The sequence below is a fragment of the Sorangiineae bacterium MSr11367 genome (assembly GCA_037157805.1).
In the GTDB taxonomy this organism is placed as follows: domain Bacteria; phylum Myxococcota_A; class Polyangia; order Polyangiales; family Polyangiaceae; genus Pendulispora; species Pendulispora rubella.
Genome location: CP089983.1, coordinates 2,185,203 through 2,212,164, shown reverse-complemented (window position 1 = coordinate 2,212,164; position 26,962 = coordinate 2,185,203). Strand labels below are relative to the sequence as shown.

Annotated in this window: 21 protein-coding genes; 9 read left to right on the top strand and 12 right to left on the bottom strand. The window is 64.8% G+C overall.

The window, feature by feature from the left end:
- Nucleotides 1-288 precede the first annotated feature (288 nt).
- Genes kdpF through kdpC form a run of 4 tightly spaced genes read left to right on the top strand, consistent with a single transcriptional unit; the run spans nucleotide 289 to nucleotide 4,953 of the window.
- A complete protein-coding gene (gene kdpF / locus LVJ94_08725) occupies nucleotides 289-378 on the top strand; it encodes a K(+)-transporting ATPase subunit F (GenBank protein ID WXB07320.1) in 90 nt (29 codons plus the stop codon).
- Nucleotides 378-2,123 carry a potassium-transporting ATPase subunit KdpA gene (gene kdpA / locus LVJ94_08720; GenBank protein ID WXB07319.1) on the top strand — a complete coding sequence of 582 codons (1,746 nt, stop codon included), beginning with the start codon at nucleotides 378-380 and terminating at the stop codon, nucleotides 2,121-2,123. The genes kdpF and kdpA overlap by 1 nt, the downstream gene beginning before the upstream one ends.
- 2 nt (nucleotides 2,124-2,125) lie before the next feature.
- Nucleotides 2,126-4,321: a potassium-transporting ATPase subunit KdpB gene (gene kdpB, locus LVJ94_08715; protein WXB07318.1), complete on the top strand. Its 2,196-nt coding sequence runs from the start codon at nucleotides 2,126-2,128 to the stop codon at nucleotides 4,319-4,321.
- An 8-nt stretch (nucleotides 4,322-4,329) separates the two neighbouring features.
- Nucleotides 4,330-4,953 carry a potassium-transporting ATPase subunit KdpC gene (gene kdpC / locus LVJ94_08710; GenBank protein WXB07317.1) on the top strand — a complete coding sequence of 208 codons (624 nt, stop codon included), beginning with the start codon at nucleotides 4,330-4,332 and terminating at the stop codon, nucleotides 4,951-4,953.
- On the opposite strand, the gene LVJ94_08705 is transcribed toward kdpC, so the two are convergent.
- The 6 genes from LVJ94_08705 to LVJ94_08680 form a co-directional block, all read right to left on the bottom strand.
- Nucleotides 4,913-8,059, bottom strand: a complete 3,147-nt coding sequence (locus tag LVJ94_08705) for a CusA/CzcA family heavy metal efflux RND transporter (GenBank protein ID WXB07316.1) — start codon at nucleotides 8,057-8,059, stop codon at nucleotides 4,913-4,915. The two genes, kdpC and LVJ94_08705, sit on opposite strands and share 41 nt — an antisense overlap.
- Nucleotides 8,056-9,279 carry an efflux RND transporter periplasmic adaptor subunit gene (locus LVJ94_08700; GenBank protein WXB07315.1) on the bottom strand — a complete coding sequence of 408 codons (1,224 nt, stop codon included), beginning with the start codon at nucleotides 9,277-9,279 and terminating at the stop codon, nucleotides 8,056-8,058. The genes LVJ94_08705 and LVJ94_08700 overlap by 4 nt, the downstream gene beginning before the upstream one ends.
- Complete coding sequence (locus tag LVJ94_08695) at nucleotides 9,276-10,541, bottom strand: TolC family protein (GenBank protein ID WXB07314.1); 1,266 nt, start codon at nucleotides 10,539-10,541, stop codon at nucleotides 9,276-9,278. The genes LVJ94_08700 and LVJ94_08695 overlap by 4 nt, the downstream gene beginning before the upstream one ends.
- Nucleotides 10,542-10,622: 81 nt before the next feature.
- Nucleotides 10,623-11,051, bottom strand: coding sequence for a hypothetical protein (locus LVJ94_08690; GenBank protein WXB07313.1), 429 nt, complete (start codon nucleotides 11,049-11,051; stop codon nucleotides 10,623-10,625).
- A 104-nt stretch (nucleotides 11,052-11,155) separates the two neighbouring features.
- Nucleotides 11,156-14,146: an ATP-binding protein gene (locus LVJ94_08685; GenBank protein ID WXB07312.1), complete on the bottom strand. Its 2,991-nt coding sequence runs from the start codon at nucleotides 14,144-14,146 to the stop codon at nucleotides 11,156-11,158.
- Nucleotides 14,147-14,461: 315 nt separating this feature from the next.
- Nucleotides 14,462-15,313 (bottom strand): nucleotidyltransferase family protein, encoded by an 852-nt coding sequence (locus LVJ94_08680; protein WXB07311.1) that lies wholly within the window; start codon nucleotides 15,311-15,313, stop codon nucleotides 14,462-14,464.
- Nucleotides 15,314-15,457: 144 nt separating this feature from the next.
- On the opposite strand from LVJ94_08680, the gene LVJ94_08675 reads away from it, so the two are divergent.
- Complete coding sequence (locus LVJ94_08675; GenBank protein ID WXB07310.1) at nucleotides 15,458-16,195, top strand: metallophosphoesterase; 738 nt, start codon at nucleotides 15,458-15,460, stop codon at nucleotides 16,193-16,195.
- A gap of 53 nt (nucleotides 16,196-16,248) precedes the next feature.
- Here LVJ94_08675 and LVJ94_08670 read toward each other — a convergent pair whose 3' ends face one another.
- Nucleotides 16,249-16,938 carry a hypothetical protein gene (locus LVJ94_08670; GenBank protein WXB07309.1) on the bottom strand — a complete coding sequence of 230 codons (690 nt, stop codon included), beginning with the start codon at nucleotides 16,936-16,938 and terminating at the stop codon, nucleotides 16,249-16,251.
- Nucleotides 16,939-17,458: 520 nt separating this feature from the next.
- On the opposite strand from LVJ94_08670, the gene LVJ94_08665 reads away from it, so the two are divergent.
- On the top strand, nucleotides 17,459-18,262 hold the full coding sequence (locus LVJ94_08665; protein WXB07308.1) for a formylglycine-generating enzyme family protein: 804 nt from the start codon (nucleotides 17,459-17,461) through the stop codon (nucleotides 18,260-18,262).
- Between the two features lies 1 nt (nucleotide 18,263).
- On the opposite strand, the gene LVJ94_08660 is transcribed toward LVJ94_08665, so the two are convergent.
- Nucleotides 18,264-20,015: an LTA synthase family protein gene (locus tag LVJ94_08660; GenBank protein ID WXB07307.1), complete on the bottom strand. Its 1,752-nt coding sequence runs from the start codon at nucleotides 20,013-20,015 to the stop codon at nucleotides 18,264-18,266.
- An 81-nt stretch (nucleotides 20,016-20,096) separates the two neighbouring features.
- Between LVJ94_08660 and LVJ94_08655 the strand changes: the two genes are divergently transcribed.
- A complete protein-coding gene (locus LVJ94_08655) occupies nucleotides 20,097-20,810 on the top strand; it encodes a DUF882 domain-containing protein (protein WXB07306.1) in 714 nt (237 codons plus the stop codon).
- Between the two features lie 113 nt (nucleotides 20,811-20,923).
- Here the strand turns inward: LVJ94_08655 and LVJ94_08650 are convergent, their stop codons facing one another.
- On the bottom strand, nucleotides 20,924-22,012 hold the full coding sequence (locus tag LVJ94_08650) for a serine/threonine protein kinase (GenBank protein ID WXB07305.1): 1,089 nt from the start codon (nucleotides 22,010-22,012) through the stop codon (nucleotides 20,924-20,926).
- A gap of 50 nt (nucleotides 22,013-22,062) precedes the next feature.
- Nucleotides 22,063-22,695, bottom strand: a complete 633-nt coding sequence (locus LVJ94_08645) for a hypothetical protein (GenBank protein WXB07304.1) — start codon at nucleotides 22,693-22,695, stop codon at nucleotides 22,063-22,065.
- An 84-nt stretch (nucleotides 22,696-22,779) separates the two neighbouring features.
- On the opposite strand from LVJ94_08645, the gene LVJ94_08640 reads away from it, so the two are divergent.
- On the top strand, nucleotides 22,780-24,258 hold the full coding sequence (locus tag LVJ94_08640) for a trehalose-6-phosphate synthase (protein ID WXB07303.1): 1,479 nt from the start codon (nucleotides 22,780-22,782) through the stop codon (nucleotides 24,256-24,258).
- Between the two features lie 184 nt (nucleotides 24,259-24,442).
- On the opposite strand, the gene LVJ94_08635 is transcribed toward LVJ94_08640, so the two are convergent.
- Nucleotides 24,443-25,081, bottom strand: a complete 639-nt coding sequence (locus LVJ94_08635; protein WXB07302.1) for a YceI family protein — start codon at nucleotides 25,079-25,081, stop codon at nucleotides 24,443-24,445.
- A gap of 28 nt (nucleotides 25,082-25,109) precedes the next feature.
- A complete protein-coding gene (locus LVJ94_08630; GenBank protein ID WXB07301.1) occupies nucleotides 25,110-25,874 on the bottom strand; it encodes a dioxygenase in 765 nt (254 codons plus the stop codon).
- Between the two features lie 80 nt (nucleotides 25,875-25,954).
- Between LVJ94_08630 and LVJ94_08625 the strand changes: the two genes are divergently transcribed.
- Nucleotides 25,955-26,896, top strand: a complete 942-nt coding sequence (locus tag LVJ94_08625; GenBank protein ID WXB07300.1) for a LysR family transcriptional regulator — start codon at nucleotides 25,955-25,957, stop codon at nucleotides 26,894-26,896.
- Nucleotides 26,897-26,962: the final 66 nt, after the last annotated feature.

Here is a 26,962-nt window from a genome sequence, read left to right as displayed (position 1 = left end):
AAGAGTGAGGAATCGATGGCAGATGAGGCCTACGAAGGCCGCCGAGGCCTGAGTGAACAGGTCGGGCGCTCGTTAATGAAATCTTAATGCGGTGTAGGCCCCTCTTTATGAGTCCTTGATTTCGGCCGACCTAAGTTGCGCACGCTGTTGTCCCGGCCACCACGCGCCGGAGAAAGAGGAGCTCGGTCCCCCATGGACATCATTTTCATAGGCCTAACGGTGGTGCTCTTCGGCACCACACTCGCGCTCATGCACCTCTGCGAACGGGTCTGAGAGAAGGAGCTCGCCATGACTGCTTTCCAACTCGTGGGGGCCGTGTTGTCGGCCGGCCTCCTCGTTTACCTCGCGTTCGCGATGCTTAAGCCGGAGAAGTTCTGATGACCACCAATGGCATCTTTCAGCTCCTTTTGTATTTGGTTTTGCTTGCGGTCCTCTCGAAGCCGCTCGGCGACTACATGGCCCGCGTGTACACGGGCGAGGCCACGGTGGCGCAGAAGGTCCTCGGGCCCGTGGAGAGGCTCATTTACCGCGTACTCGGGATCGATCCCACGAAGGAGATGACCTGGAAGACCTACGCGGTCGCGTCGATGCTCTTCAACCTCGTCGGCATCTTCGTCGTCTACCTGCTCCAGCGCATCCAGGGAGTGCTGCCCGCCAACCCGCAGGGCTTCGGCGCCGTGACCCCCGACTCGTCGTTCAACACCGCCATTAGCTTCGGCACCAATACGAATTGGCAGGGCTACGGCGGCGAAAGCACGATGAGCTACCTCACGCAGATGCTCGGCCTCAACGTGCAGAACTTCGTTTCGGCCGCCGTGGGTATGGCCGTGCTGGTCGCGCTCATCCGCGGCTTCACGCGCAAGTCGGCCTCGACCATCGGCAATTTCTGGACGGATCTCACGCGCAGCACGCTGTACGTATTGCTACCGCTTTCCCTCCTTCTCGCGGTGCTCCTCGTTTCGCAGGGCGTGGTGCAGACCTTCAGCAGCTACGCGTCCGCAACCCTGGCCGAAGCCACCAAGGATGCCGACGGCAAGAGCGTCGTCGATCAAGTCATCGCATTGGGGCCGGCCGCTTCGCAAATTGCGATCAAGCAACTCGGGACCAATGGCGGCGGCTTCTTCAATGCCAACTCCGCCCACCCGTTCGAGAATCCCACCGGGCTGTCGAACTTTCTCGAGGTCTTCTCCATTCTGATTCTCTCCGCCGCGCTCTGCCACACCTTCGGCAAGATGGTGAAGGATCCGCGGCAGGGTTGGGCGCTGCTCGCGGCGATGTACGTCATCTTCGTTCCGCTGCTCTTCTTCTGCATCTATCAAGAGCAGAGCGGAAACCCGGCGCTGGCGCACCTGCCCATCGATCAGGCCGCGAGCGCGCTGTCCTCCGGCGGAAACATGGAGGGCAAAGAGATTCGCTTCGGCATCACCAACTCCGGACTCTGGGCAGCGGCCACCACTGCGGCCTCGAACGGATCGGTCAATGCGGCGCACGATTCGCTGACGCCACTGGGCGGTCTCGTCCCGATGTGGCTCATGCAGCTCGGCGAAATCATCTTCGGCGGCGTCGGCTGCGGGCTTTACGGCATGGTCATGTTCGCCATCGTGGCGGTCTTCGTCGCGGGGCTCATGGTGGGCCGCACCCCCGAGTACTTGGGCAAGAAGATCGAGGCTTACGAGATGAAGATGGCCTCCATTGCCATCCTCGTTCCCTGCGCGCTCGTCCTCGTCGGGACCGCCATCGCATGCACCACCGAGGCAGGCCAGAAAGGGCCACTCAATCCATCCGCGCACGGCTTCAGTGAAATACTTTATGCGCTGTCGTCGGCGTCCAACAACAACGGCAGCGCATTCGGCGGCCTTTCCGCCAATACCCCGTTTTACAACACGCTGCTCGGGATATGCATGTTCCTCTCGCGCTTCTGGCTGATGATTCCCGTATTGGCCGCCGCGGGCGCCCTCGCGAAAAAGAAAATCGTCCCCCAGACCAGCGGGACGTTGCCCACGCACACGCCCCTCTTCGTCGCCATGCTCGTGGGTACGATCGTCATCGTTGGCGCGCTCACCTTCATTCCGGCGTTGGCCCTCGGGCCGATCGTCGAGCATCTCCTCGCATTGGGATCTTGACCATGAGCACCAATTCACCTTCGTTGCCATCCATTCCGGAGCCGGCACCGTCCGGCCGCATCTCGCAGATTGCCGCGCAGGGTAAAAAAGAAGCCCACCAAGCGGCCCGCGCGGGGATCTCCCCCGCCCGCGGTGGTTCGGCCCCGCGCAAGCTGTTCGAGGTGGACATCGTCAAGCGCGCCATCGTCGAATCGTTCGTGAAGCTCGACCCGCGGCACCAGGTCAAGAACCCGGTGATGTTCGTGGTCGAGGTCGGGAGCGCGCTCACCACCTTGCTCTTCGTCCAGGCCCTGGTGGGCCACGGCGAAGCCCCCGCGGGCTTCATCGCCGCGGTCTCGGCGTGGCTTTGGTTCACCGTGCTCTTTGCCAACTTCGCCGAAGCGATGGCCGAGGGGCGCGGCAAAGCCCAAGCCGATGCTCTTCGCAATGCCCGCAAAGACACCCAGGCCAAAAAGCTGGCCGATGCGCGCCGCGAAGCCAAATACAGCATCGTTTCGTCGGCCACCTTGCGCAAAGGCGATGTGGTCCTCATCGAGGCGGGCGATGACATCCCCTGCGACGGCGACATCATCGAGGGTGTGGCCTCGGTCAACGAGGCCGCCATCACCGGCGAGAGCGCACCGGTCATCCGCGAGAGCGGTGGTGATCGCAGTGCGGTCGTCGCCGGCACGCAGGTGCTCTCGGACTGGATCGTCGTGCGCGTGGCGGCCAACCCGGGCGAGACCTTCCTCGACCGCATGATCTCGATGGTCGAAGGCGCCAAACGCCAGAAGACCCCCAACGAGATCGCGCTGAACATTCTGCTGGCCAAATTGACGATCATCTTTTTGCTCGCCACCGTGACGTTGCTGCCGTTCTCGGCATACAGCGTAAAAGCGGCGGGCGCGGGCCAGGTCGTCAGTGTGACGGTGCTCGTCGCGCTGCTCGTGTGCCTCATTCCGACGACCATCGGCGGATTGCTCTCGGCGATTGGCATCGCCGGCATGGATCGGATGATTCAGGCCAACGTCATCGCCACCTCGGGTCGCGCGGTGGAGGCCGCCGGCGACGTGGACGTGCTCTTGCTCGACAAGACCGGCACCATCACGCTCGGCAACCGCCAGGCGACGAAGTTCCACCCGGCCCCCGGCGTGTCGGAGGCGGAACTCGCCGATGCCGCGCAGCTCTCGTCGCTTGCCGACGAGACGCCCGAGGGGCGCAGCATCGTCGTTCTCGCCAAGGAGAAATACGGCCTTCGCGAGCGCAACCTGCACGATCTCGGCGCGACGTTCGTGCCCTTTACGGCGCAGACCCGCATGAGCGGCGTCGACGCCGACGGACGGCAGCTTCGCAAGGGTGCCTCGGAGGCCATCGAGGCCTACGTCAAGGCCAAGGGCACCATCTTCCCCGAGGCCGTGCAGACCACGGTGAAGGACATCGCGAAGAAAGGCGGCACCCCGCTGGTCGTCGCGGATGGTGCGAAGGTCGTCGGTGTCATCGAGTTGAAGGACATCGTCAAAGGCGGCATCAAGGAGCGCTTCGCCGAGTTGCGCCGCATGGGCATCAAGACGGTGATGATCACCGGCGACAACCCGCTCACCGCGGCCGCCATTGCCGCCGAATCGGGGGTCGATGACTTCCTGGCGGAAGCCACCCCCGAGGCCAAGCTCAAATTGATCCGAGAGCACCAAGCGGGCGGGCGCCTGGTCGCGATGACCGGCGACGGAACCAACGACGCGCCCGCGCTGGCCCAGGCCGACGTGGCCGTGGCGATGAACTCCGGAACGCAGGCCGCGAAAGAGGCCGGCAACATGGTCGACCTCGACTCGAACCCGACGAAGCTCATCGAGATCGTCGAAATTGGCAAACAGATGCTCATGACGCGCGGTGCGCTCACCACGTTCAGCATCGCAAACGACATTGCGAAGTACTTCGCCATCATCCCGGCGGCCTTCGCGGTGACGTATCCGCAGTTGGACAAGCTCAATGTCATGCATCTGGCCACGCCGGCGAGCGCCATCATGAGCGCGGTCATCTTCAACGCGCTGGTCATCATCTTCCTCATCCCGCTGGCACTGCGCGGGATCCCCTACAAGCCGATGGGGGCGGGTGCGCTTTTGCAGCGCAACCTCCTCATCTACGGGCTCGGTGGCATCGTCATTCCGTTCATCGGAATCAAGGCCATCGATTTGATCCTCGTCGTTCTCCACCTCACGTGAGTGCTGCCATGACTGCCTCTGCGAATACCGCTCTCGAAGACAAACCGGACGCACAACCGTCCTTCGCGCGCCAACTCGTGCAGGCGACGGGCATGCTCGTCATCCTGACCGTGATCACCGGCGTCATCTATCCGCTGTTCGTGACGGGGATCGCGCAAACGTTCTTCAAGGACAAGGCCGAGGGAAGCCTCATCGTGAAGGACGGCAAGGTCGTGGGGTCCCATCTGATCGGCCAGTCGTTCGAGGATCCGAAGCACTTCTGGGGTCGGATTTCGGCCACGTCCCCCGCGGCGTACAACGCGGGGGCATCGTCCCCGGCGAACCTCGGCCCCACGAACGAGGCCGAGACCAAGGCCGCGCAGGCCCGCATCGATGCGCTGCGCGAGGCCGATCCCGGGAACGACGCGCCCGTCCCGGTCGATCTCGTCACCGGCTCGGGCAGCGGGCTCGATCCGCACATCAGCCCCGCGGCGGCCGAATACCAGGTACGCCGCGTGGCCCGTGCACGCGGCATTCCGGAGGCCAGGGTGCGCGAGTTGGTGGCCGCGCACACGCAGGGTCGCGATCTGGGCATTCTAGGCGAGCCCGCCGTCAATGTGCTGGAGTTGAACTTGGCATTGGATTCTCTTTAGCGATCAAGCCTCTCCGTTTCCAAATCGCAAAAATAGCGGGGTATACGGTGAGCTCGAGCAAGAACGAGGTCACCAGCCCGCCGACCATCGGTGCCGCAATGCGCTTCATGACGTCGGCCCCCGTGCCGGTGCTCCAGAGCACGGGCACGAGGCCGATGATCATGGTCGCCACCGTCATGAGCTTCGGCCGCAAGCGCTTGGCCGCGCCCTCGACGATGGCCTCGGTGAGATCCTCGTGCGTGCGCAGACGTCCCTCGCGCTCGGAGCGATCGTGCGCGAGGGTCAGATAGAGCAGCATGACCACCCCCGTTTCCGCATCGAGGCCGGCCAGCGCGATGATGCCAACCCATACGGCCACGCTGACGTTGTAGTGGAGGAAGTACAATAGCCAAATAGCGCCGATCAACGAGAACGGGACGGCGAGCATGACGATGAACGTCTCGGTGACGGACTTCGTATTGAAATAGAGAAGCATGCACACGATTCCGAGCGTGAGCGGGATGACCCATTGGAGGCGCTCCTTGGCCCGCTCGAAATATTTGAATTGCCCCACCCATGAAAGGCGCGTCCCCGGAGGAAGTTGGGCATCGCGTGCGACGACCTGTTTGGCCTCGGCCACGTAATCGGCAATCGGTCGATCGGTGTCCACGAAGACGAAGCCGACGAGTTTTCCTCCCTCGCTTCGAATCATCGGGGGCCCGAGGCGGCTGTGGATCTTGGCCACCTGCGACAGCGGGATCTGCGCGCCGTCGGGGGTCCCGATGAGGGTGCGGCCGAGGATCTCGGGATCGTCGCGGAACTCGCGCGCGTAGCGGACGTTGATGGGAAAGCGCTGGCGGCCTTCGACGGTCTCGGAGACGTTCTCGCCGCCGATGGACTGGGCGACGACCATGTTGACGTCCTGTACGGAGAGACCGTGCCGGCCGGCTTCTTCGCGGTCCACTTCGAAGTCGATGTAGAAGCCGCCCGTCGAGCGCTCGGCGAAGGCGCTGCGCGTGCCGGGCACCTTGGCCACCGCGCGCTCGACGGAGATGGCGGCTTTCTCGATGGCGTCGAGATCGTCGCCGAACACCTCGATGCCGAGGGGGCTTCGCACGCCGGTGGCGAGCATCTCGGTGCGCGTTTGGATGGGCATCCACCAGACATTGGGCATGCCGGGCAAGCGCAGCTTTTCGTCCATTTCTTTCAAGAGGCCATCCCAGGTGAGGCCCTTTCGCCATTGCGCGCGAGGTTTCAGCACGACGGTGACCTCCGCCATCCCGAGCGGCGCGGGATCGGTGGGGCTTTCGGCGCGCCCTTCCTTGCCGAAGACGCTCACCACCTCGGGAAACTTCTTCAGCTCGCGGTCCATGGCCTGCAGCAGCACACTGGCCTCGTTCTCGGACATGCCGGGCGGCGCGGTGGGCATGTAGAGGAGCACTCCTTCGTTGAGCGGCGGCATGAACTCGTTGCTCAGGCGAAACAGCGCGGGGACCGTACCAAGCATCGCGAGAATCGCCAGGGTGATGACCTTCCAGCGATGCGCGACCACGAAGCGCACCACCGGCGCATACGCTGCCGTGAGCCAGCGGTTCAGAGGATTCTTCATTTCGTCGTGGATCTTGCCTCGAATGAAGAGCACGGCGAGCGCCGGGGTCAGCGTGACCGCCAGCACCGCTGCAAAGCCAATGGAATACGTTTTGGTGAACGCGAGCGGTTTGAATAGCCGCCCCTCCGTGGCCTCCAAGGTAAAGACGGGCAAGAACGATATGGTGATGACCAGGAGCGAAAAGAAGATCGACGGCCCCACCTCCTGCATCGCGCGGATGATGGCGTCGGTGCGCGTGCCATAGCGACCGCCCTCGTCCCACTCGTGAACCTTCTTGTGAATGTTCTCGATGATGATGATCGATGCGTCCACCATGGCGCCGATGGCCACGGCGATGCCGCCCAAGGACATGATGTTTGCCGTCAGGTGCTGTTCGCGCATGGGAATGAATGCGAGCAGCACGCCCAGTGGCAAGGTCAAAATGGGAATGAGCGCGCTGCGCACGTGCAGCAGAAAGACGAAAATCACGATACTGACGACAATCATTTCCTCGACGAGCGTGCGGCGGAGCGTTTTCACCGATTCTTCGATGAGCTCCGAGCGGTCGTAGGTGACCACGACCTTGACCCCCTCGGGCAGGCCTTTTTCGATTTCGCGCAATCGTTCTTTGACGCCCTCGATGACGGAAAGTGCATTTTCGCCGTAGCGCATGATGACGACGCCGCCGGGGGCTTCGCCTTCGCCATTGAGCTCGGTCAGGCCGCGCCGGATGTCTGGACCGATGCTGACGCGGGCCACGTCTTTCACGCGGATGGGCGTTCCCTCGACGACTTTGATCGGGCTCTGGCCGATGTCGTCGGGCTTCTTCACGTACCCGCGCCCGCGGACGATCTGCTCGTGACCCGCGATTTCGAGCACGCGACCGCCCACCTCCTGGTTCGAGGCGCGGACGGCGCGAACGACTTCGTCCATGGAAATGCCGTAGCCGAGCAGCTTGTTGGGGTCGACGTTCACCTGATACTGCTTCACGTGCCCGCCCACGCTCGCCACCTCGGCGACGCCAGGTACGCTGGCGAGGGAATAGCGCAGATTCCAATCTTGCAGCGCGCGCAGTTCCTGCAAATCGTGTTTGCCGCTTTTGTCGACGAGCGCATATTCGAAGACCCAGCCCACCCCGGTGGCGTCGGGGCCGAGGGTCGGGTTCACGCCCTGTGGCAGTTTCGCGCGCGCGGAGCTCATGTACTCGAGCACGCGGCTTCGCGCCCAATAGATGTCCGTTCCGTCCTCGAAGATGACATTGACGAACGACATGCCAAACATCGACGTTCCACGCACCGCTTGCACTTTGGGCGCCGAAAGGAGCGCCGCCGTGATGGGATAGGTCACTTGGTCTTCGACCAAATCGGGACTTTGGCCCATCCACTCCGTGAAGACGATGACTTGGACATCGGAAAGATCGGGAATCGCGTCGAGCGGAGCTTGGCGCAGCGCCGCCACGCCCCATGCGGAGAAGGCGACGACGAGGAGAATGGTCAGGAAAGGGCGGCGCGCGCAGGCAGCAATGAGGCGCGCGATCATGGCGTGTTCTCCCAGTACTTGGCGGCCGTGCGGATGCGGGCTTCGGCGGCAATGAGAAAGACGCCCGAGGTGGCCACGACGTCGCCGGGCTTCAACCCATCGAGCACTTCGTACATGCCGTCGGCTTCGGTGCCGACGTGGATCTCCTGCGGGCGAAACCGCCCCTGGCCCTCGTCGACGAACACGAGGCGCCGCGGGCCGGTGTACACGACGGCGGCCGAGGGAATTTGCACCTTCGACCCGACGTCGGCGGCGAGGGAGACGCTCGCGTACATGCCCGGCCGGAGCTCGAGGCCTCGGTTGGTGAGCACCACACGAACGCGCCCGGTGCGCGACTTCGACTCGAGGTACGGGTAGACGTAGCCGACCTTGGCGTCGTACGAGCGGCCTGGAAGGTAATCGAGGGTGACCTTGGCCGATTGTCCGACGCGCACGTGCGGCAGATCGGCCTCGTAGACGTCGGCCTCGATCCATACTTTGTCGAGCGCCGCGATGCGAAACAGGCGCATCCCGGGATCGACCGAGGCGCCTTCGACGACGTTCTTTTCGATGACGAAGCCGCCCGCGGGGGAAGGCACGGTCACGCTTTCCATCGGTGTGCCCTTCTTGGCGACCGTGTCGATCTGCGCGTCCGTCATGCCGAGGAGCCGCAGGCGCTGGCGCGCCGCCACACGCAGCGATTCGGCCTGCGAGGCCTGCACGGCGAGAAGGAAGTCCTGCTGCGCGTTGTACAGCTCCGGGCTGTACATGGTGAAGAGTGTCTGCCCCGCGGCCACACGCTGCCCGGTTTGATTGACCTGGAGCTGCGTGATCCAGCCGCGCACCTTGAGGTTGACATCGGCGAGCGACGCTTCGTCGTAGGTGACCCGGCCGACGGCGCGAAACGCATCGCGCATCGGGCCCGAGACGACGGGCTCCGTGCGCACGCCAATGAGTTGGCGGCGCGCGTCGTCGATGGTCACGAGTCCCTGCTGCGGCTCGCCCTTCAGGACGGGAATGAGATCCATGCCGCAGATCGGGCACTTGCCGGGCCCGTGCTGGTGCACCGACGGATGCATGGAGCACGTGTAGTGATCGATGTCCGCGGCGGAGGCCTCGGGCTCGGCGGCGTGTTCCGGACCTGCGCCAGAAAACCACGCCACGAGAGGCCGGTGAAAGACCGCGCCGAGAAACGCGAGGACCGCGACGAAGACGATGGATGCGATGCGACGACGGCTCATGGCGTCACCTCCTTGCCCAGCGCGCGATCCAGCTCCGCGCGGCGGCGATCGCAGTTGGCGCGGGCCATTTGGTACTCGAGCTCCACGCTGCGGAGGTTCTTCTCGGCGGCGATGACCGCCACGAACTCGTTGCGCGATGCAATGAACCCCGCGCGTGCGGCGTCAATCTGGTCGCGAGCTACCGGAAGCAGGCGCTCCTCGAAGAGGTGCAGCACGTGGTAGGACTCCTCGAGGCGCTTTCGCGCGACGGCCACCTCGGTGCGGGCCTTGTCCGAAAGGGACGCGGCATCGTTTTCGAAGCGTGCGCGCGCGGCGTTGGCCTCCTCCACGGCACCGGCGCGCTTGCCGAACTGCAGCGGCAGATTGAAGCCGAGCCCCACCATCCAGCGGTGCTCGGGCATGTCCCACATCGAATTGTACGAGGTCGACACGGTCACATCGGGGTACGACTCGCGCCGGGCACGTGCGGCGCGGGCTTCCTCGGCGTGCGCGCGCTGAAGCGCGGCTCGGATTTCCGGCCGCTGCGCGACAGCTTGCTCGCCGAGTCGCTTCGCATCGCCGCCGGCCGTGTCGCGCGCATTCGGCAAGGCGAGATCCCGCACCGGCGGGGGCAACGGGCTCTCGGGCGCGCGGTGGAGGAGCTCGTTCATCTGCGCTACGACGACATCGCGCTCGGAGGCGAGAATGACCGCGTCGTGCTCCAGGTGGGTGAGCTCCGCCTCGGCTTGCAAAGGATCCTGCGCCGAGCCGCGCCCGCTGGCCAGTTGCGCCAGCGCGCCCGCCTTCAGGGTGCGCATCAGGGCAATGTGCTGCTCGTTCACCTCGAGCGAGCGCACGCTGACGAAGTACTGGTCGTACAGGACGGCTGCCGAAAACGCGACTTCACGGCGCACGGCTTGGACATCATTTCGCGCGGCCTCGGCCTCGGCTTTGGCCACTGCCTCTTCGAAACCGAGTTTCCCCGGCCATGGCAGGCGCTGGCTGATGGCCGCTTCGTACCCGAAGGGCGCATGCGAGGCGCCAATCGACAGCGGTGCCATGCGAAGGTCCACCATCGGGTCGTCGAACACGCCCGATTGGCGCACGCGCGCCGATGCCGCACGCCAACCTTGCTGCGCCGACGCAATCGATGGATTGTGCTCCAACACCGCGCGCACGTAGGCGGCGCGTTCCAAAACCGGACTACCCTCTTGCGCGAAGGCGGTATTCGCCAACGCGCACACATATCCCGCGATCAACGTCGCGGCCAAACCCGTTTGCATGGCTTCCTCACCGTGAAAAATTCACAGAGACACACGAGATGACGCACGCACGCGAAGCCCTCGAGGGCCCCGCGGGTCATCTCATGTCAGGAAGACCATCAACTGCGCACGGCGCTCGTTCGGTGGCCTTGGTGGCACGTGCACGCGCCAACGCGCGCGCACCGAGGCATCGATGTTGGGCGCGGAAACCTCGACTCCATGCGGCGCCACCGGCACGACGGCCACGATGCTGGCCGCGGGGATTTCCGGCACCTCGCCCCGAGCGCCGTCGGGCACCTGGGGCAAGGTCATCGTCTCGCAGCAATCCATGTGCTGCACGGTTACGCGCTCGGCCTCGGAGTCCGGTACCGCCTGCACGCGGCACGGATTCGAGGTCATCAGCCCCATCGCCGCGCAAAAGAAATAGCGCTGCCCCGCTTGCACGGTGCCCGAAAGGACCGTCAGCACGAGCAGCGCGCAGGCCAGTGCGCCTGCGATTTCTCGCCATCGACGCTTCGTTCTGGCTCGCATCCGCTGCACGCTTACCTCGTTAGGACTTAGGCCTATTTCGCGAGGAAGACCAGTCCATTGGGCTTTTGCCCCGGGGCGGAAAGCGAACCGAACCGGCTCGAATCTCAGGTCGTGCCGGTCTCTTTCAATGGCTCCTCCGCCGCGGGAGGCGTCGCCCAGCGCGCAATGGCTTCGACCAAGGCCGACGGTTCGACCGGCTTGGGCACATGCACCTGGTAGCCCGCTTCCAAGGCCATGCGGCGATCGGCTTCGCGCGCGTAGGCCGTGAGCGCCATGGCCGGGATCGGCGGCGACTGGCGCTCGGCCTCGATGGCACGGAGCCGCCGAATCAACGTGTACCCATCGTCGACCGGCATCCCAATGTCCGACAGGATCACGTCCGGACGGAACTCGTCCACCAGCGCGAGCGCCTCCGCCACACTGCGCGCACCGCGCGACTCGGCGCCGTTTTCCTTGAGAACCTCCATCAGAAGGTCCCGCGCGTCCTCTTCGTCGTCGACCACCAAGATGCGCTTTCCGTCGAGGCGGCGCGCGACCGCGGCCGTCGGGTGCGTGCCCGAATCCCGCTCCGCGAAGCGCGCGGTCGACATCAAGGTGCGCACCGGCAGGTTCACGGCGAAGCTGGCGCCCTTGCCGGAGCCCTCGCTGTCCGCCTCCACGGTGCCGCCGTGGAGTTCCACGATGTGCCGCACGATGGCCAGCCCCAAACCGAGACCACCTTGCGAGCGCGTGGTCGTGCCGTCGGCCTGGCGGAATCGCTCGAACACGTGCGGCAGGAAGGCCGGGTTGATGCCCTCGCCGGTGTCCGTCACCCGCACCTCGACCCGGCCTCGGTTGACCGTGGCGATGATGCCAACCTTGCCGCCCGCCGGCGTGAACTTCACCGCGTTCGACAAGAGGTTCCACACCACCTGCTGCAGCCGGTCCGCGTCGCCCACGACGCCGCCGAGCGCCGGCCCCAGGGTCGCGACGATCTCGATTTGCTTCTTCTGCGCGGCGGGCCGCACGGTGTCGATGGCCCCGTTCACCACGGAGACCATGTCGACAGGCTTCAGATCCAGCCGAATCTTGCCGGCTATGATGCGCGACACGTCGAGGATGTCCTCGATCAACTGCGCCTGCGCCCGCGCGTTGCGCTCGATGACGTCGATGGCCTTGGCCACGCGTTCGGGCTTCACCTGGCCATCGCTCAGGAGCTTCACCCAACCGAGGATGGCCTGCAGCGGCGTGCGCAGCTCGTGCGAGACCGTGGCCAAGAACTCGTCCTTCATCCGATTGAGCCGCTCGGCGTGCGTGCGCGCCGTCTCTTGCTCCATCTCGGATTGCCGCCGCACGTTGGAAAGCTCCAGGTGCGTGCGCACCCGCGCCACCAACTCCCGCGCGGAGAACGGCTTGAGCACGTAGTCGTCGGCGCCGGCGGCAAAGCCCTCGACGGTGGACTCCTGCCCGGCCCGCGCCGTGAGCAGGATGACCGGCGTGGTCTTCAACCGCGAATCCTCACGGATGGCGCGGATCAACCCGAAGCCATCGAGGCGCGGCATCATGACGTCGCTCAGGATCAAATCGGGACGGTTCGCGCGGGCGGCTTCCAGAGCGGCTTGGCCATCGGCCACCGCGGTCACGTCCCAGTGCTTGCCGAGCAGACGCGACATGTACGAGCGAATGTCGGCATTGTCATCGGCCAACAAGATCCGTGCGCGGGCTGGAGCAGCAGCGGCGGCGACCGCCCCCGCGACGGAGACGGGCGGCAGGGTGGACGGCGTTTTCTCGTCCGAAGCCGGAAGCCATCGCAGCGCCTCCTCCACGTAGGTGGCCACGCCCGCCGATGCGCGCGCCGACGTCTGCTGGCGGTTCACACGGCTTTGGGGAAGGTGCAACGAGCCCGTGGGGATCGTCACCGTGAACGTGGTGCCCACGCCCAATTGGCTGGCGACGCCGATGTCGCCGCCGTGGATCTTCACCAGGTCTTTGACCAGCGCGAGGCCGATGCCCGTTCCCTCTTGCGTGCGACCGCGCACGCCGCTCACCTGATGGAAGCGCTCGAACACGCGGCCGATCTCCGCCTCGGGGATGCCGTTGCCGGTGTCCTTCACGCACAACTCGATGTGGCCACTGCGCTCACGCAAGGAGAGGCAGATCTCGCCCTCGAAGGTGAACTTGAGCGCGTTCGACAGCAAATTGAGGACGATCTTCTCCCACATGTCGTGGTCGACGAACGTGGCCTCGCGCATGGGCGACAGGTCCACGGCGAGGCGCAGCCCCGCCTTCTCGATGGCCGAGCGAAAGGCGCTCGCCAGATCCGCGGTGAGCGCGGGCAGATCGACCTCGTGAAAGACGGCGTCCACGCGCCCCGTCTCCACACGGGAGAAGTCCAGCAGCGTGTCGGCCAGCTTGGCCAAGCGCTGCGCGTTGCGCCGCACCAGCCCGAGGCGCGCGCGGTGCTCTTTGGGCAAGGTCTCGTCGTCGATGGCGTCGTCGATGGGGCCGAGCACCAAGGTGAGCGGCGTGCGAAACTCGTGGCTCACGGTGCCGACGAAGTCGGTCTTCGCGCGGTCGCGCGTGGCGAAGGCTAGCGAGCGCGCGCGCTGTTGCTCTTCGGCGTACAGGCGCCCGATGCGGCTGCCCAGCTGCGTCCCCACCAAGTCGAGGTACGCGTGCATGTCGCCCTCGAGCGACGAGGCGGGGTCGGTGAGGCCCACCACGACGATCGCACGCGGAGTGTCCCCGCGCGGCTCCTTCGCCGGCACGCTCAGACCAATGCGGGGCACCTCGTTGAGTGCGGTGCGCTCGCGCACCACGAAGTACCGATCCAGATCGCCAATGACTTCCAGCGCACCACGCATTGCCGTATGGCGCAGCACGATCGTGGCATCGTGCACCCATGCGGGGCCGGAGCGCGCCACCAGGCGGCTGCGGTCTCCCTCTCGCTCCACCAGATAGGCGAACGCGCATGTCACGTCGCGTCCGCCAGCGACGAGGGCTTCTACCGTCAGGGCGCAGGCGTCTTCGGGGCTCTCGGCCGATTCGAGGCTCTCCATCAATTCGCGCACGTCGGTCAGAAAGCGAAGCTGGCGTCGGCCGTGAACGCCGGACACGCCAGCGCTGCCGCGATCTTCGAAGTCAGTCGTCCGCTCTGCCGCGCTTCCAATGCGCGATGCGCTGAGGTCTTGTCCCCCGATGGTCGCCACTCCTCGAAATTGGCCCGTAGGCACCTTGTTCATCATCTCCCCCGACGGGAGAACGAAGTTCGCGAGCTTCCACCCACGAGTCCACGTTCCCCCTTCCCTTTGACGCAAGTACAAGGGTAAGCGGCTTCAGCGCCGCCGGGAAGTGGCAGAAGCACTGTCCAGCCGGATATTTGCGACTTTGCGGGTAATACGGGGGGTGAAGCCTCGAGAAAGAAATCAAACTCAACGATTCTTTCTTATGGCCTCCGTCCAGATGGCGATGGTGTGTGCACTCATAGTTCCATAGGGAGGCAGGCGCGCATCGAGGAATCCGCGCCCCAGATCGGGCAAATATTGCTCGCGCGACAACAAGGTGCCACGGCACATCCGCCTCTGCGTGCGCACGGCATGGCGGAGCGCCACATCTTCCCGTGCACGACGGAAAAGCTCCTCCATGACCCACTCGGGGACGGTGGGTTCGTCTGGATAAATGAAGCCATAGAAAATCAGGTGTCCCAATAGCACCGGCCAGCGCGATGCAAATCGCCTCAGGAGTCTCTCCCAATCCAGCCGGTGCCCCTGCGCCACGATCAAGTGCGCGATATCGGCGCCGTCGAAGCGCTCGCGCTCCATCACGAAGGACTTGGACCAAATCGTCTCTTCCATGGGGCAAAGCAGTACGTCCACGCCGAACAGGGTCGTGCTGGTGGCGTGCTCGAACCAATCGTCGTCGACCGCGGTGAGGCCATTGCCCGAGTTGAAGATGATGTCGACGAACTGCCCATCCTGATGGGCCTTGGCCAGCCAATGCGGAAAGGGCACCTCCGTCCAACAGCCGGAGCCCCGAAGCACGCCCAGAACGGCCTCCAAGTCGCGACGGCGCACGAACAGATCGAGATCCTTCGTTTTGCGAAAGAGGTGGCAATACTGCATCAGCGCGTACGAGCCGCCGGCCAGGAAGGGCACGTTGGCGTGGGTGAGGTCACCGAGGACGCGCGCATAAAAGGCTTCGCTCACCAGAACATGCGAGGCATGCGGTGGCGCACTGCAAGCACGCTCGGCGTAGCGCGGGATGTGTAGCGGCGAGGAGCTCATGAGGGGGAGGCTTGCGGCGTCCGTGCCGCGCGGCAGGTTCCAGCAAGGCACGAGCCAGCGGGGCTCCGACGACGGTACCGCTTCGGCGAGGATCTTGCTCCGTCCTGCCCCACTGCAGTGCCTCCAACCCCGGGAAATTTGGCCATGAGCGACATCAAAACCGGCCCGCGCGTGCGCATCGCCGCGGTGGGCGATCTGCACTGCCGAAAGACGTCGACGCACACGATTTCGCCGTTGCTCGAGGCCGTCAACGAGCGCGCCGACGTCCTCGTTCTCTGCGGTGATTTAACCGATCACGGTACCGCCGAGGAGGCGCACATCCTGGCCAAGGAGCTGGGCGTGGTGCGCATTCCCAAGGTGGGCGTGCTTGGAAATCACGATTTCGAGTCGGGCCATCCCGAGGAGGTTTCCAGCATTTTGGAGCAAGCCGGTGTGGAGATGCTCGACGGCGAGGCCGTGGAGATCTGCGGCGTCGGCTTTGCTGGGACTAAGGGATTCATCGGCGGCTTCGGCCGTGGCACATTGGGAGGCTGGGGCGAAGCTGCCATCAAGCGCATCGTGCAAGAGGCGATCGACGAGGCGCTCAAGCTCGAGTCCGCCCTAAGCCGTTTGCGCACGGAACGGCGCATTGCCGTTTTGCACTACGCCCCCATTCGCGAAACGGTCGAGGGCGAGCCTCTGGAGATTTTCCCGTACCTCGGCTGCGGGCGTTTGGCCGAACCGCTGAATCGGTATCCCGTCGATGCGCTCTTTCACGGCCACGCGCACCATGGCAGCCCCGAGGGCCGCACGAACGCGGGCATTCCAATTTACAACGTGGCCATGCCGTTGCTCCGGACGGTCACGCCCGAGAGCCCGAACTTCCGTGTGCTCGAGCTGTGAGGGCTGCGCAATCGCCCCACGTGTGGCGGGTCCGCCCGTGCCCGCCAATGAAATTACGGGGTACCGCCAAAGCCGCGCGGGGGTAGTGCCCGCAGGTAGGTGACGAGGCCTGCGAGCTGGTCGGCGTTCGGGGTCCAGCGATGGCCCTGCTCCACATCCTTGATGGGGAAGCCGTCGAGGATACCCGTGGTGATGATGAGGCGGACCTGGTTGTCGGGAATCGGGGCCAGCTTGTAGGGCGAATGGTCTGGCCCATCCTGCTTGGCATGGCAATCGGCGCAGGCGGGCTGGCTGCCGTCGGCGGTGGTGTAGCGCGCCTTGCCCGCTTGGAAGCGGCTTTGGTCGTAGCCGACGATGGTGACGCTCACCTCTTTGATCTTCCCGCCCGAGGTCACCGTCACCTTGGTGGTGCCGACCTTCTTGGCGGTCAGCATGTACCACCTGCCGGTGTCCGAAGAGTCACCCTGAAAGGTGGTCGGCTCCAAGCTCACGACGCTGGTGTCGGCCACGGTGGCCTTGAGATCGGCCCCCGCGCCATAGGCGGCAAAGGGGATATGAAACGTGTTCGTCCCGTCGAATCCCGAGTACACGTCCGTCGGCTGGACTTGAAAATCTGGCGTAGAACCGGACGTATCCGGCTCGGTCCCGGCATCACGCTGTTCTCCGCCGGCGTCGCTCGCGGAACATGCACACGCAAGCATCGCCGCCCCAACCAAGAGCACCGCCGACGTCACCGCTTTCATGCCCCGCGCCGCTGCAACGCATGTGCCTCGCCTAAACCATTGAAATTCCTCGCATCATCGCATCAAGAGGATCACGCGCCCCCCGCCCAACATGGACGAACGACGTCCCACCCTTGGGCCTAGGAGAGAGATTGACAGGAAGACGGGAAGACGGGAAGACGATCCGGCTTGAGGCGGCACGGAACGCTTCTTTTTGGTTTGCAATTGCCTCTCGGGGCAGATTGAAAACCTCAAAACCTTCCCGTCTTCCCGTCTTCCTGTGAATTTCTCCTGAGCTTATTGGGGATATCGGCTCATCCTGGCCATTGGTATTCTCATGCGGCGTCGATCACGATACGACACGCGAAATTGCTCAGGCGGCACGCAGCATCGCACATGTACGACGATGAGAGTCATGTGCCGGCTGTTAGGAATGTGCGCATTCGGTGTGCTGTTTTTATCGACACCCGCGCGCGCTCAAATTGACGAAGCCGCGCGGGAAATACCGCCTGTGCGGCATTGTCCTTCGGATATGGCCCTGGTGGGTGAAACCTGCGTGGACAAATACGAAGCATCGTTGGTCGAGGTACTCGACGACGGAAGCGAAATTCCATTTAGCCCTTACGAGATTCCAAAGAAGCATCAGGTGCGCGCCGTATCCCGACCGGGCGTCGTGCCACAAGCCTATACATCGATGTTGGAGGCGCGGCGTGCGTGCCACGCTTCGGGCAAAAGACTCTGCCGATCGCACGAATGGAAGGCGGCCTGCCGCGGGCCTGACAATACGCGTTATCCGTATGGCCCCAACCGCGTGCCGGGCGCATGCGTCGACACGAAACGGGTCTCCCCCGTGATGAAAATCTTCCACGGAGGCCACACGGCGGAGCATATGAACGATCCGCGCCTCAACCAACTCGAGGGTACCGTGGCCCCCACCGGAACGGCCACCGCCTGCACCAATAGCTACGGTGTGCACGATATGGTCGGCAATCTCCACGAATGGACCGACGACGGCATTTTCCGCGGCGGCTATTACCTCGATACCGAAATCAATGGCGAGGGCTGCGAATACGTCACCGCCGCGCACGCAACCTATTACCACGACTACTCCACGGGATTCCGCTGCTGCGCCGACGCGGACTCGTTGCCCTTGGACGACGACGAGGACACCAACACCAGCGATGGCTCGTCCGAAGGGATGGGCGCCGAGAATGCCAAGCACAATGGTGTCCCCGTCGCCGATACGGAATGGGATGACGACACCACGGTGCCGGTATGGGATCTCGCCAAGAGCACCACCCGCGCCCTGGCGCCCAAACCCCGTCGGGGTCGCCGGCGCCGATGATTCATCGATTCGGCGCGTGATTCGGTAGCTCCGGGAAGTACGCCTTCGACGCCCAGACCAAGGCAGTGCAAGCCTCGTCGCCCGCGTTCTCCACCGCGGAACCATCGCGCACGTGCATGCAGTGAAATGCATTGTCCCACGGTTGCGCGACCAGGAGCCGTTGGTCGCTCAACATGCCCCACGTGTTGACGGGACAGGGAAACATCTCCGTGCAATTGGTGATGGGAATCGGTGCGCGCGGCCCGTCGTCCCGGCGGAGCAGGCTGCGGCCGCCGAATTTCACGCGGTACGGCGCCACCGGCGTGGCCTCCAGCACGCCGTACATGTCGAGGAGCGTGGGCAGGAGATCGAGGTGCGTCACCACGTCGTTTGCGTGGCCGCGCAGGGCGCGTTCTTCGTCGACATCGAGCGCGCCGTTGCCAAAGGCAATCCACCCCGGCACCTTGGTCTGCTCGTCGTACAAATTTTGGCCGTGGTGAATGGCCCCGCGTTCACCGAAGGACTCCCCGTGGTCGCTGGTAAGCACGATGATCCACGGGGAATCGCCCTGGGCCTCGAGAAAGCCCGCAAGGCATGCGGCCACGCTCTTGTCCTGCTCGAAGATGGCATTCCGATACGCATTGTGCAAAAGCGGCATTTTGGACCACGTCACCGTGCGCTCCCATGGCGCGAAGGGCGCGTCGTCTTTGTCGACGAAATAGGGTGCATGCGTGCCGCCGAAGTGCAGTGTGATGAAATAGGGCGCATGCAGCGCGGGCAGATTGGCCACCGTGTGCGCGGCGAGCAGGCGGTCCACCCCGCGGTCGATCATTTCATCCTCGTCCTCGACGTCGTGCCCCAGCAGGGTCTCCATCGTTACGAAGGAGTCCATCACCGTGCGCAGCTCCGTGCGCTCGAACAGATGCTCCGATTGCGCGGACCAATAGATGACGCGCGGCCGCTCGCCCTTCCCATCGCGCACGGATTTCATCCAATCGAACCAGGTTGGCGCCGCCAGAATGTCCGCACGGTGCCCGAGTTGCGACAACCCCGTGGTGAGCGCCGACACGGAGACGGCCGTGTAACTCGCCACGGAGCGCATGCCTCGAAGGGTCACGCGCGACGGCACGAGGGCTTCGACCCTCGGCCCGGCATAATCCTCGGCGCGCACGCTCTCGGTGAGCACGAAAAGCACGTTGGGCAGGCGTTTTCGGCGCGAAGAAAGCGCGGGAACCCGCACCTGCGTGCCCGCCGCCGCCGCATCGCGCGAAGGCCCCCACGCAAGCGACGCAGCATGCGCGAGGCGCACGTCGAGCGTGCCATCGCGCAGCTTGCCCCCGGCGAGCAGCAGCATCGCCCCCGACACCGTCACGAGCGCACGCGTTCGGCGTTGCTGGAAGCACGACGCGCGCGCACCGAGGGTGAGCAATGCATACTCGAACGCGCCGACCACGCTCACGATGAGCGCCGTACCGGGTAGCATGGCCACCACCACCGGCTTCACATCGGACCAAGCGAACATGGCGGTCTCGAGGACCTGCTCGTCCAGCGGTACGCCGTAGTGCCGATAGACGAATACGTCGATCACCACCAGCGATGCCACGAGCAGCGAAATCAGTGCACGGGAAAGACGTCGCCAGAAAATATTCCCGAGAATGAAACTGAGAAGAACACTTGCCGCAACGGTGAATAGCAGGCGCGGCTCACGGCGATATGGCTCGATACCGCGCAACGCGAGATCGAGCAGTGCCCACTGAGTGGCAAATGCCGTCAATGCAATAAGAGGAGAGACCCTCCTACCTGTGCGCGCAACTCGAGTGTAGATGCCAATCATTTTATGCTATGCGTGGATGTCATGTTGCATCGTGCGCGATTCCCGCGGCTCGTCATCGCGCCCATTGCGCTTCTCCTGACCACCTGCGGGCACGCTCCCGCGGAAAAATTCCAGAGTCAAGCCTCCGCAGCACCCGCCTCTCCGCCCGTGGATGTGGCAGCTTCGAATCCGCCGCCCGCGCCCAAGCGCGTGGCCGAGTGGACGGAGCGGCTCGATGCCATTCGCGTGTATTATGCAAACACCGAAGAAGAGGTGCCGATTCGTCTCTACGCCTCCGATGGAAGCGTCGATCCCGACGAATTGCAGGCCTTTCGTCGCATCGTCGCGGCCAAAGACGCGGGGCCTGCGCCCATGGATTCGCGCTTGGTCCAGCTCGTGATGAAGGTGGCGTATCACTTCAAATCGCATTCGGTGGTGGTGGTTTCCGCGTACCGCCCCTCGAAGAAGCGCTCGGCCGGCAAGCACGCCACCGGAGAGGCCATCGATTTCAAGCTGCGCGGGGTCGATTCCAAGAAGCTCGCTTCGTACGTACGCACGTTACCGAAGGTGGGAGTGGGTATTTACACGCATCCCGACACTCAATACATGCACCTCGACGTGCGCGAGGAGAGCTACCACTGGCTCGACGCGTCGCCGCCGGGCAAGTCGTGGCACGAGAAAAAGCTGAACGATCCCGGGCGTGAAGAGCGCGATGCCGCCTACACCCTGGAGAGCGATCTGCCCGAAAAGCCCTGAGGTTTGAACCGCCAAGACGCCAAGGACGCCAAGATTGATTGTGCGGGAGCGTCGCGGAACGCCTTGTTTCACCACCAAAAACCCTTGGCGCTCTTGGCGTCTTGGCGGTTCGACTAAGTCTGTTTGCGCTTCGAGCGCTTCTCGGCGACCGGGGGAGGCGGTGGGGTCATGCGGCGCCGCAGCCAGCCCAGTTGGCGGGCGCGATCGCCGGGGAAAAGCCGGTCGAGCATCGCCGGCGTGAGGTTCGACATATTGGTGCCCTTGGCGGTGCGGCGCACGAAGGCGTCCAGATCGCGACCGAACTCCACCGCGGTGGCGTAGCGCTGATCGCGCTCGCGCTCCACGGCGCGCATCACGATGTCCGCGAGGGCGTCGGGGTAGCCTTTGACGAGGGTGCGCGGGTCGGGAATGGGCGCGTTGCGCACGGCCTTCACCGTGGCGATGTCGTTGTCGCGACGGAACAGCCGGCGCATCGTGGTCATCTCCCAGAGCGTCGTGCCCAGGGTGAAGATGTCGCTGCGCCGATCGATGGGCACCTGCAAGATTTGCTCGGGCGAAAGATAGGGCAGCTTGCCCTTCACGATGCCCGCCTGGCTCTTCGACGCGCGCCCTACCGACTTGGCCAGGCCGAAGTCGAACAGCTTGATCTCGCCGTCGTACGTCAGAAAAATATTACTGGGGTTCACATCGCGGTGGATGATCCCGAGCTCCGCGCCCTCGGGATCTTGCAGCCCGTGCGCGTACTCGAGTCCGTCGGCCACCCGCGCCGCGATCCATGCGCTCACGTCGAGGCGCATCGCAACCTTGAGGCCCGCGCAGGTGTCCCACACATCCATGAGCGTGCGGCCCACGAGGAGCTCCATCGCGATGAAGTGGTACTCGCCCGAGGTGCCGTACCCAACGGTGCGAATCAGGTTGGGATGCGACAGACGAGACAAGATCTTTGCCTCGTCCATGAACATCTTGATGCCCTGCTCGTCTTGCGCCAACTCGTGCAGCGGCACCTTGATGGCCACCACATGATCGGCGCCGTCGGCGCCGTCCGAGTTCTTCGCCCCGGACTTGGCTTGGGGCTCCTTTGCTCGGGCGTCCTGGGCCGCTCCTGCGAATCGCCCCAAGTAAACATTGGCCATACCGCCCGAAGCAATTTTCGCGATGACATCGTAATCGCCAAGCTTCGTCGGCCTGGAAGGGGGCGGCACCTTCGGGACCTTATCATTGTCCCGCGACGAATTCTTGGACAGTCCGTCGCTCAAGCTGCCTCTTCCTCGCGATCCTCGAGCACTTCAAGCAGGTGGTCGAGCGTCGTTGACACTTCGGATGCTAGCTTGCGGGGGACGGTGCGCGTCTCGGCCAGAAGTTGTCGAAGGCGCGTGGCGACATTGCGCAAGCCAGCCACCTCGCGTTGGTGGAGCGTGTCCTCGTCGACGGGAAAAACCTGATCGCGGAACTCGCGGTTGAGCGCAGGCAGCGGGGCGCCTTCGTCGAGCACCCGCCGGCGCAAGGACTCGAGCGTGTCCGACGGCACGTTTTCCTCCTCGGCGCGGCGCAAGAAGTCGACCGCCTGATAGTTCGGGATCGGCGTGGATACACCATCGCGCGCCAGCACCTCCGGCCGGGATTTCGCCAAAAACGCAAAGGAGCCGGTCAACTTGTCCACGGTCTCCGGCTTCAGATGCAGCTCGCGGCGCGCGTAGTTCTCGAAACTGTCATACCCCCACGCCTTCCACTGGCCCGTGCGCCGGGCGCGGGTCAGCGACTCCGCAAGCTCGACCCAACTCGACTTGAAACGCCGGGCGCGCCGCAGAAGTTCCACGCGTTCTGGATCATCGGCATGGTTTGCCTCTGCGGCAGCAAGTTGAGCCACGACCTTCGTCTCGCGCATGGCACTTCGATAGATGGGCCCCGCCGAGAGCGCAAGCCCTCGTTTTTACGGCATCTTAACGCGAGCCTCGCCAGCTTGAACGGCGTGAAAACCACGCAAACGAGGCAAACCAGAGAACCGAAGCAGGACAAGATCGTCGTTCTGTCGAACCGCGGCCCGAACGACTTCGTGTGGCGCGGCGGGAGCTGGGTCGTCGAACGCGCGGCGGGAGGCTTGGTGAGCATGCTCGCGCCGCTGGCGCAGCGGCCGGACACCACGTGGTTCTGTTGCGTGTCCGAGCCGCCGGATGCCCAAGGAGAACGCGACGGCTTGTTCACCACGGCGGCCGATCAATGCGCGGAGTTCGACGTGGTACCGCTGCCGTTGCCGCCCGAGGTGTACCAAGCGTACTACGGGCGCATCTCGAACGAGGTGCTCTGGATGTTGCAGCATCACATGCTGGGACCGGGCGGTTACGAGCTCGTCGACCATGCGCGCTACCGCGCCTGGTCCAGCGGATACTTCGAGGCGAACCGTCGCCTGGCGGCCGCGGTGAAGGAGACGTGCGTCGCGCCGCGGGCGTTCCTCGTGCAGGACTACCATCTGTATCCGCTGCCCGCTCTCCTGCGGCGGTATTTTCCGCATGTGCGGAGCCTGCACTTCACGCACATCCCGTTTCCGGAGCCGACGGTGCTGCGTCTTCTGCCGAAGCCGTGGCGGGAGGCGATCTTGCACGGGATGCTCGGCGCCGATCGGGTCGGCTTCCAGACGGAGGAAGACCGCGAGGCGTTCCTTGCATGCTGCAAGTATCAGGCGGAGCGCGAGGTGGACTTCGAGACGAAGACGGTGCGCGCCGTCGATGGGCGCCAGGTCTACGTGGGCGTCTACCCCGCGAGCGTGGATCCGGAGGCGCTCCTCGCCTTGCGCGAGAGTCCGCGCGTGGCGGAGGCGCGTGCGCGCTTCGCGGACACGCGGTCCGAGTTCTCCATCGTGCGCGTAGACCGGCTCGATCCGAGCAAGAACCAGCTGGTGGGCTTCAAGGCATTCGCGCAACTCTTGGAGACGCGGCCCGATCTGCACGGGCGGGTGATCTTTCGCGCCTTCCTGGTGCCATCCCGCACGGACCACACGGTGTACCGCGACTACAAGACCGCGATTTACCGCGAAATCGACCGCATCAACGAGGCGTACGGCCCGAGCTGCGGGCGGCCACCCATCGAGGTGTACTACACGAACGACCGCGAGCAGGCGCTGGCCGCGCTCGAACGGTGCGACGTTCTTCTCGTCAACTCGAAGGAGGACGGGATGAACCTCGTCGCAAAAGAATGGGCCATCGTGGCCGACACGGAGCACCCCGGCGTGCTCGTGGTGTCCGAGACCGCGGGCGTCGCCGAAGAAGCCGCGGGCAGCGCCCTCACGGTATCCCCGCTCGACGTGGAGGAGACGACGCAAGCCATGGTCCGCGCCTTGGAGATGCCGCGCACCGAACGCGAAGGCCGCCTCCAACGCTTCCGCGCGCGCGTCCGCAGTTGGACCGCAAGCCACTGGCTCACCGCCCAACTGACGGATCTCGGCGTGGAGTAACCTCCCCCACCCCAACCCTCCCCCTCCGGGGGAGGGAGCCGTAACGGCACTCGAGGCTGCGGCCCTCGGCGTTACGGCCCCTCCCCCTCCGGGGGAGGGAGCCGTAACGGCACTCGAGGCTGCGGCCCTCGGCGTTACGGCCCCTCCCCCTCCGGGGGAGGCTGGGAGGGGGAGCTCAAACGAACTACGACGCCTTCTTGGCGCGGATCGCGAGCTTGATAAGGACTTCGTCCTTGATCAAGTCGTCCGGCTTGCCGGGGTAGACGATGCCGAAGTCTTTGCGGTTGATCGCGAACTCGGCATCGGTGTCGAGCTGATCGCCGTTGACCTTGATGGTCGCGGGGAACGTGATCGACTTGGTCACGCCGTGGAGCTCCAGGTTGCCCGTGATGGTGTGCGATGCGCCCTTCTCGCCGCCGGCGCGGATGGAGGTCGACGTGAACTTCGCCGTGGGAAACTTCGCCACGTCGAAGAAGTCCGGCGTCTTCAGGTGGCCGGTGAGCTTCTCTTCGTCGGTGGAGAGGGATCCCACGTCGACCTCGGCGGTCACCTTGCTCTTCTCGGGGTTGCTGTCGACCAAGTCGACGGTCCCCGAGAATTTGCCGAAGCCGCCATCGTGCTTGCGCGTCACCTTGGCCCCGACGAACGAGAACTTCGACCCATCGGCGCTGGAGAACGCGAGCTTCGTCGCGCCGGTGACCACCGGTTGCGCCGCCGCCGGCGCGGATACCTGCGCCTTCGCCTTGTCCTTGCCCGGATCGTTGTCGCACCCGGCCGCAAACGCGACCGCGACGAAAGCTACAGCGGCATATCGAAGCATCATCTTTCTTCCTCTCCTTCACGAACGGGGACTACCCGAATTCCACCGAACGGCGGCTCAGACTACCGAACTCGAATCCTACGATTGGGAAACGAACCTTTGTAACATCGTCCCCGGCCGCACCCGCAGCGACCAGGAGCGGCCGGTAATGATCCGGTGTCGGGTGCGCCAGAGCCCAACCGGGTGCTCGTTTGGGATCGACCAGAGCGTCCAGGTCACCGGACGAGAGGGCTTGCGCCGTCCATGCGTCGAATTCCGCAGCCCATGCCACAGGCGCACCCGCACCATGGCGATCAAGACGCCGGAGGTTGTGCGTAATATTCCCGCTCCCCAGAATCCACACGTCCTCGTCACGCAACGGCGAAAGAGCGCGGCCTAGGGCCAAGAGCTGCGGCAAACTCGCCGAGTGGGGCATCGAGAGCTGCAACGTCGGCAGCTCCGCCCCCCGATCCAGATGCGTCAGCACGGTCCACGCGCCATGGTCGAGCCCGCGATCGCTCGTTCGTGGCTCCCAGGCCGCGAGGCGCTTCGTCACCTCGCTGGCGAGCTCGGGCGCCGCCGGCGCATCGTGCCGCACTTGGTACAGTGCCTCGGGGAACCCGTAAAAATCGTACACGAGCGGCGTTCCGTTCCGCGTCGACGACAAGGTCACCGGGGCGTCCTCCCAGTGGGCCGACACCACGAGCACCGCACGAGGGCGACGCGGCAACTGCATGGCCCACGCGGAAAGCTCCGCGCCCTTCTCGGCGTCGAGTGCGAGCGACGGCGCACCGTGACCCACGAATGCGACTGGCATGCGATGGCTTCGTTCCATTTGACCCTGGGCCAATCTGGGTGATTGCACCTGCAGGAACAAGGCGGTAGCACTGCATCTCTATGTTGCATGGGGCGCAACAATTCTTTCCGCAGATCGAAGAGCTCGAGGCCTTCGTGCGCATCGCCGAATTGGGCAGCCTCACCGCGGCTGCGCAGCGCCTTCGCGTGCCCAAGTCCACCCTGAGCCGGCGTCTCAGTCGCCTCGAAGATGGACTCGGCGCGCAGCTGCTCACGCGCACCACGCGCAAGCTGCATCTCACCGAAGTGGGCGCGGCGTACCTGGAACGAATTGCGCCGGCCCTGGCGCACATCGACGAGGCCAATCGCGAGGCGCAGGGCGATCGTGACACGCCCCGCGGTCATTTGCGCATCACGGCGCCGAATGATTTGGCCACCACCTGGCTGCCGCCGCTGATCGCCAACTTCTGCGCACGCCATCCGGCGGTGAGCATCGAGGTGCTCGTCGAAGCGCGCTTCATGGACCTCGTGGGCGAGGGCGTCGACCTCGCCGTGCGCCCCGCCGCGGAGCTGGCCGATTCGGGCCTCGTGGCGCGCCGCATTTCCACGACGGATCTCGCGCTATGGGCGAGCGCGCGTTACCTACGCCGCCGCGGCACGCCGCGCGTACCTGCGGATCTCGAGCGGCAGATCATGGGCATCCTCGGCCCGCCCATCGCACGCCTCACGCTGCGCGGACCGGAGGGCGTGCGCCACACCGATGTGAAAACGGCCATCGCGAGCAACGACCCCATCTTCCTGCGCGAGCTGGCGCTGAAGGACGGCGGCATCGTCATCCTGCCGTCGATGTTCGCGCGGGCCGACCTCGGGCTGGTGCGCGTGCTCCCGGATTGGGCCATGCGGCAGGTGGGCCTGTACCTCGTTCACCCGGCGGCCCGGGTGGTACCCGCCAAGGTGCGGGTGTTCCGGGACTACCTCACGAAGCACGCCCCCGACTCGACCGCCTACCGCGCGCTTCTGCGTCGTTGGCAAATGCAGCGGTAGCCCCTTTTCAGGCGGTTTCCCGGTGATTATTGCCAGAGCGTCGCGTAGAAAGACGCTGCGCAAATT